We start from the raw sequence: 6,161 nt of genomic DNA, 5'->3' as shown, positions 1-6,161 counted from the left end.
GCTCGCCGCCGATGACGCGCTGCGCCGCCGTCCACGCACAGGCGGCGCCGTGCCGGGCCGCCGCCCAGCTGCCCGCCATCAGCGGCGTGCCCGCGTCGAAAGAGAACAGCCCCATGCGCGCCGGAAAGCTCCTGGGCAGCACGTCGGTGCGCATGCCGCGCGTGGGCCAGTACGAGGGCAGCGCGTCGCGCGACACGTTCGCCGGGTCCAGCGCCACCCACTCGTCCCACGCATGCGCGATGAAGTCGATGTAGCGCGGCGCGTGCACCCTGGCCAGCAGCGCCTCGTCGAACGCATCGGGCGCCTGCAGCACGCCGAGCGCGCGGCGCTCCAGTTCATGCCTCACATGGTCGACGCGGGCGGGCACCTCGAAGCACGGCACGAGCTCGCCGCGGAACATCTCGACTTTGCCCTGGTGAAGAACGTGCTGGTCGTTGTAGATGGTGAGCATGAAGAAGACGGGGGTCGGCGGTGTTGAAGCCGCCGATCATGCCGCACGCCGCAGCACTGCCCGGCGCCTGCCCGAGGCCGTGAGGCCGAACAGGTCCTTCGGGTCGTCCAGCTCCGGCACCAGCGCGATCTGCTGGCCGATGCCGCGCTCGGTGGCGATGCGCTGGATGTAGCGCAGCGCCGTGTAGTCCTCCAGCGCGAAGCCGACCGAATCGAACAGCGTGACCTGCGCCGGGCTCTCGCGGCCGGGCACCTCGCCGAGCAGCACGCGCCACAGCTCGTTCACCGGAAAGTCGGCCTCGACCTGCTGGATCTCGCCCTCGACGCGCGTCTGCGGCTCGTACTCGACGAACACGCGCGCCTTGCGCAGCACGTCGGGATGCAGCTCGGTCTTGCCGGGCGAGTCGCCGCCGACGGCGTTGATGTGCATGCCGGGCTCGATCATGTCGGGCGTGAGCACGGTCGCGCGCCCCTGGTAGGCGGTGACGGTGGTGACGATGTCGGCGCCGCGCACCGCGTCGGCCACCGAGCGCGCGCGCACGATGTCCAGCGGCGTGCAGGCCGACAGGTGGCGCACCAGCTTGTCGGTGGCGTGCGGGTCGATGTCGAACACGCGCACTTCCTCGATGCCCAGCAGCGCATGGAAAGCCAGCGCCTGGAACTCGCTCTGCGAGCCGTTGCCGATCAGCGCGAGGCTGCGCGCGTCGGGCCGCGCCAGCGCCCTGGCGGCCATGGCCGACGTGGCGGCCGTGCGCAAGGCGGTGGTGAGCGTGAGTTCGGACAGCAGCACGGGGTAGCCCGTGTCGACTTCGGCCAGCACGCCGAAGGCCATGACCGTGGGCAGCCCGACCTGCGTGTTGTGCGGATGGCCGTTGACGTACTTGAATGCATAGGCGCCGTCGTCGGCCACCGGCATCAACTCGATCACGCCCAGGTGCGAATGGCTGGCCACGCGCGCCTTCTTGTCGAACTCGCGCCACCGCAGGAAGTCGTCGCGCAAGGCGTCGGACAACGCCTCGAGGAATTGCGGAACGCCGGTCTCGTCCACCAGGCGGACCAGGCTGTGAACATCGATGAAGCGGGTCATGACATGGCTCCTTGCGTGGCCCCGCCGCGGCGCTTCACCCCTTCACATGGTCTCCACCATGGCTGATTCAGGGTGCGCCTGCGCCAAGGGTTGAAGACATTGTGCGCCCGCTTGCAGCGCATGGCGAGTCCCTTCGCGGAACACCGCGGAACCGGCTTTGCCGGGCCGCAGGTGTTGCCCCCGGCAGGGGATTGGAGAAGCGACACGAAGTGCGCGAAGCTGGGGGCGAGCTCTATCTCGCCAGCACCGGCGCCAGCGCCACCCCGGTGTGCGTGCCCAGCCGCACCACCTCTTCGGGCGGCGCAGCCGCGACGATGCGCCCGCCGGCGTTGCCGCCTTCCGGCCCCAGGTCGATGATCCAGTCGGCCTCGGCGATCACGTCGAGGTCGTGCTCGATCACCACCACGCTGTGGCCGCCGTTCACCAGCCGGTGCAGCACGTGGATCAGCTTCTCGACGTCGGCCATGTGCAGGCCCACGGTCGGCTCGTCGAGCACGTACAGCGTGTGCGGCGCCTTCTGGCCGCGGCGGGTGATGTCGTCGCGCACCTTGCTCAGTTCAGTCACCAGCTTGATGCGCTGCGCCTCGCCGCCCGACAGCGTGGGCGACGGCTGCCCCAGCGTGAGGTAGCCCAGCCCCACGTCCTTCAGCAGCTGCAGCGGATGCGCGATGTTGGGCATGCTCGCGAAGAACTCGACGGCCTCGTCGACTTCCATCTTCAGCACGTCGCCGATGCTCTTGCCGCGCCAGCTCACGGCCAGCGTCTCGGGGTTGAAGCGCGCGCCGTGGCAGACCTCGCAGGGCACCTTCACGTCGGGCAGGAAGCTCATCTCGATGGTGCGCACGCCCGCGCCGTCGCAGCCCGGGCAGCGGCCTTCGCCGGTGTTGAAGCTGAAGCGCGCCGGGCCGTAGCCGCGCGCCTTGGCTTCGAGCGTGTCGGCGAACAGCTTGCGGATGGTGTCCCAGAAGCCGATGTAGGTGGCAGGGCAGCTGCGCGGCGTCTTGCCGATGGGGGTCTGGTCGACCTCGAGCACGCGGTCGACGCTCTCGTAGCCCTGCACGCTGGCGCAGCCGGCCCATGCCGGGCGCTTGCCCGCGGCGTCGGCGTCGCGGCCGGCCTTGGTCATGCGCTGCACGACGATGGCCTGCACGTTGGCCAGCAGCACGTCGCGCGCCAGCGTGGACTTGCCCGAGCCGCTGACGCCGGTGACCACCACCAGCCGGTGCAGCGGCACGGTGGCCGTCACGTCGCGCAGGTTGTGCAGGTCGGCCTCGATCACGGTGAGCCACTCGCCGCTTTCGCCGGCCTTCGGGTCGGGCGACGGCACCAGCCGGCGCGACTGCAGCGGATGCCGGATGGCGTCGCGCAGGTAGCGGCCGGTCTGCGAATCGCCCGCCTTCTGGATGTCGGCCACCGAGCCCTCGGCCACGAGGCGGCCGCCGCGCTTGCCCGCGCTCGGACCGATGTCGATGATGTGGTCGGCGCGGCGGATGGTGTCTTCGTCGTGCTCCACCACCACCAGCGTGTTGCCCTTGTCGCCGAGCTTGTGCAGCGCGTCGAGCAGGATCTGGTTGTCGCGCGCATGCAGGCCGATGGTCGGCTCGTCGAGCACGTAGCACACGCCCTGCAGGTTGCTGCCGAGCTGCGCCGCCAGGCGGATGCGCTGCGCCTCGCCACCCGACAGCGTGGGCGCGCCACGGTCGAGCGTGAGGTAGCCCAGGCCCACTTCTTCAAGGAACTCGAGACGGCTCCTGATTTCGGGCACCAGGTCGCGTGCGATCTCGGCTTCGCGGCCGCTGAGCACCAGCCCTTCGAACCACTGGCGCACCTCGGTCACGCTCATGCGCGCGAGCTCGGTGATGCCGATGCCGCTCGAGCCCTCGGCCAGCGAGGCGCCGAAGCTCACGGCGCGGGCCGTGGCGTTCAGACGCGTGCCCTGGCAGGTCGGGCAGACCACGTCGGCCAGGTCCTCGACCTCGGGTTCGGCGAAGGTCTGCTCGCGGCCCTTGTTGTCGTCGTCGCGCACGGAGTCGTCGAACACCTTGCGCTGGTCCTTGCTGAGCTTGACGCCCGTGCCCACGCAGTCGGGGCACCAGCCGTGCTTGCTGTTGTAGCTGAACAGGCGCGGGTCGAGCTCGGCGTAGCTGGTGCTGCACACCGGGCAGGCGCGCAGCGTGGAGAACACGTTGACGCGGCCGATGCCCACGGCGGACACGCCGGCCATCATGGCGGCGCGCAGGCCGTCCAGGTCGCTCAGCACGTGCACCACGCCCTTGCCGTGCTCCAGCGCCTTGGTCAGCGCCTCGCGCAGCTCGGTCTCCTTCGAGGGCAGCACGTCGAGGCTGGCCACCGGCAGCTCGATGTTGTGTTCCTTGAAGCGGTCGATGCGCGGGAAGCCCGTGGTCGGCAGGAAGTCGCCGTCCACGCGCAGGTGCGTGAAGCCGCGCGGGCGCGCCCAGTCGGCCAGCTCGGTGTACACGCCCTTGCGGTTGCTCACCAGCGGCGCGAGCAGGCCGATGTGCTGGCCCTTGAAGTTGCGCATCAGCTGCGCGGCGATGCTGTCTGGCGTTTGCGGCTGCACGGCCGCGCCGTCGTGAATGCAGTGCTGGATGCCCAGCTTCACGTACAACAGGCGCAGGAAATGCCAGACCTCGGTGGTCGTGCCCACCGTGCTCTTGCGGCCGCCGCGCGACAGGCGCTGCTCGATGGCCACGGTCGGCGGAATGCCGTACACCGCGTCGACCTCGGGCCGGCCCGCCGGCTGCACGATGCTGCGCGCGTAGGCGTTGAGCGATTCGAGGTACCGGCGCTGGCCTTCGTTGAAAAGAATGTCGAACGCGAGCGTCGACTTGCCCGAGCCGCTCACGCCCGTCACCACGCTGAACTTGCCGCGCGGAATGTCCACGCTGAGGTTCTTCAGGTTGTGCTCGCGCGCGTTGACGATCTCGATGGCGTTGCCGCCCGGCGCCGTCTTGGCGTTGGCGATGTAGCGGCGCGCGGCGCGCTCGGCCACCTTGTAGGCGTCGGGGCCGATGGCCAGCTCGTAGTCGGCCAGCGCGGCGCCGGTGAGCGAGGCGCGGTCTTCGCGCAGCTGCTCGGGCGTGCCCTGGGCCACCACCTGGCCGCCGCCCTCGCCGCCTTCGGGACCCAGGTCGATGAGCCAGTCGCTGGCGCGGATCACGTCGAGGTTGTGCTCGATCACGATCAGCGAATGGCCGGCGTCGAGCAGCTTGCGCAGCGCGCGCATCAGCCGCGCGATGTCGTCGAAGTGCAGGCCGGTGGTGGGTTCGTCGAACAAAAACAGCGTGCCCTTGCGCGCGATCGACTGCTTGCTCGACGTCGCGTTCTTCGCGGCCTCGGCCAGGAAGCCCGCGAGCTTCAGGCGCTGCGCCTCGCCGCCGCTCAAGGTGGGCACGGGCTGGCCGAGCTTGACGTAGTCCAGGCCCACGTCGGAAATGGGCTGCAGCACGCGCAGCACGTCGCGGTCGCTCTCGAACACGGTGGCGGCTTCGGCCACGGTGAGGTCGAGCACGTCGGCCACGTTGTAGCTCTTGCCCTTGCGCTCCACGCGCACCTCGAGAATCTCGGGGCGGTAGCGCTTGCCGTCGCAGTCGGGGCAGCGCAGGTACACGTCGGACAGGAACTGCATCTCGACGTGCTCGAAGCCCGAGCCGCCGCAGGTCGGGCAGCGCCCGTCGCCGGAGTTGAAGCTGAACTTGCTCGCGGTGTAGCCGCGCTGGCGCGACAGCGCCGCCGTGGCGAAGATCTCGCGGATGGCGTCCCACGCACCCACGTAGCTGGCGGGGTTGGAGCGCGCGGTCTTGCCGATGGGCGACTGGTCGACGAACACCACGTCGCCCAGGTGGTCGGCGCCGAGCATGCGGTCGTGCGCGCCCGGCGTTTCGGTGGCCTTGCCGAAGTGGCGCATGAGCGCGGGCGCCAGCACGTCCTGGATCAGGGTGGACTTGCCCGAGCCGCTGACGCCGGTGACGCACACCAGCCGCGCGAGCGGGAACTCGACCGTGATGTCCTTCAGGTTGTGCTCGCGCACGCCCTCAAGGATGAGCCGGTGCGTGTTCTCGCTCACGAGCCGCTTGAAGCCCATGCCGATCTTCTTGCGTCCGCCCAGGTACTGGCCGGTGAGCGTGTCGGCGTCGCGCAGCTGGTCGGTGGTGCCGTCGAACACGATCTGCCCACCGCGAATGCCGGGGCCGGGGCCCATGTCGATCACGCGATCGGCCGCGAGCATCACGGCCGGGTCGTGCTCGACCACCACCAGCGTGTTGCCCGCATCGCGCAGGCGCAGCATGGCCTCGGTGATGCGGTTCATGTCGCGCGGGTGCAGGCCGATGCTGGGCTCGTCGAGCACGAAGAGCGTGTTGACGAGCGAGGTGCCCAGGGCCGTGGTGAGGTTGATGCGCTGCACCTCGCCGCCGCTGAGCGTGCGGCTCTGGCGGTCGAGCGTGAGGTAGCCGATGCCGACGTCGTGCAGGTAGCGCAGGCGGGTGGTGATTTCTTCGAAGAGGAGCTTGAGGGCTTGCGCTTCGCCTTGTTGCCTTGCCCCTTCCCCCTCCGGGGGAAGGTTGGGATGGGGGCTCTCGGCCTCCACCACGGCCACGGCTTT

The 6,161-nt window shown here is 69.9% G+C and carries 2 protein-coding genes and 1 pseudogene; all 3 read right to left on the bottom strand.

Going from position 1 to position 6,161, the window contains the following annotated elements; genetic code table 11:
- Positions 1 to 451, bottom strand: a pseudogene (locus tag BMG07_RS39315) (histone deacetylase family protein); the annotation flags it as partial.
- Positions 452 to 487: 36 nt separating this feature from the next.
- Positions 488 to 1,537 (bottom strand): ornithine cyclodeaminase, encoded by a 1,050-nt coding sequence (locus BMG07_RS39310; protein WP_198089017.1) that lies wholly within the window; start codon positions 1,535 to 1,537, stop codon positions 488 to 490.
- 232 nt (positions 1,538 to 1,769) lie between these two features.
- Positions 1,770 to 6,161 (bottom strand): excinuclease ABC subunit A (locus BMG07_RS39305; protein ID WP_269759851.1); only part of this gene is annotated, 4,392 nt, incomplete at its 5' end.

It is taken from the genome of Variovorax sp. E3 (genome assembly GCF_016082275.1).
Lineage (GTDB): Bacteria > Pseudomonadota > Gammaproteobacteria > Burkholderiales > Burkholderiaceae_C > Variovorax.
The sequence above is the reverse complement of the archived record's forward strand: the minus strand, read 5'-3'. Positions and strand labels throughout refer to the sequence as shown.